This window comes from Phyllobacterium phragmitis (genome assembly GCF_002980495.1).
Classification (GTDB): domain Bacteria; phylum Pseudomonadota; class Alphaproteobacteria; order Rhizobiales; family Rhizobiaceae; genus Paramesorhizobium; species Paramesorhizobium phragmitis.
In genome coordinates, this window is record NZ_PVBR01000076.1 from 1 (window position 1) to 823 (window position 823).

Sequence of the window (823 nt, forward strand, 5' to 3'; positions counted from 1 at the left end):
CGAGAGGCTTAGGCGCCGTCAGCCCGCAACAGCCAGTCGGCAAAGCTGCCGTCGGTCGTCTTGCGCACCGTATGGCCGTTCAGCCAAGCGGATCGCGCCTCGCTGGGGCGGAAACCAAATCGTGCCTGGAATTGCCGGTAGAACGACGAAAGATTGGTAAACCCGTATTCGTAGGCGACCGAGCCGATCCGCTTCTTGTCGGTCGACGTCACGAGCGCGCCATAGCAGGCCGCGAGCCGCCGCTGAGTGATGAACCTCATGACACCGCCATGCTGCTCGAAAATATAGAAGAGCTGGCGACGCGAAATTCCCATCCTGGAGCAGATCATATCCGGGGTAAGGTCAGGCGACTTCAGATTGTCGTTTATGATACGCCGTGCCATGGCAAACTGGGTGGCCGCGATGGGCATTCTGGCAGCCTCCAGCGCATCCGCGTTCGGACGAACCGTGGCTTTCAAAAGATGTGCAAAGGCTTCATTCACCGCCGGAATCTCCGCGATGCCTAATCCATTCGCGTGGTTTCCGAGTGAAATGAGAAAATTGCGCAGAATTGCCGACATTGGTCCTGCCAGCGTTTGATCGACCATCCTGTCAAGCGCATCGGCGACATCGTAAAAATTATCGCGATTAAGCATGACGTGCAGGAGTCCCAAATTCTGCGCTGCTCCCGAAAAAGGGGACGCATAGGAATGAAGGTACATATCCCCTGAACTGCCCTTCAGACCATTTCCGGACGCGTAACTTATGCCACCTTCTGTAATGAGGTTCAGACTCCAATGTTCCATTCCAAATTGACGCATATGCTTTCTGGAATAACTGAAGG

At 55.0% G+C, this 823-nt stretch carries 1 protein-coding gene; it reads right to left on the minus strand.

The genetic code is table 11. The features are described from left to right. Positions 1-8 precede the first annotated feature (8 nt). A partial coding sequence (locus tag C5748_RS27385) for a helix-turn-helix domain-containing protein (protein ID WP_210204484.1) occupies positions 9-823 on the minus strand: 815 nt, incomplete at its 5' end.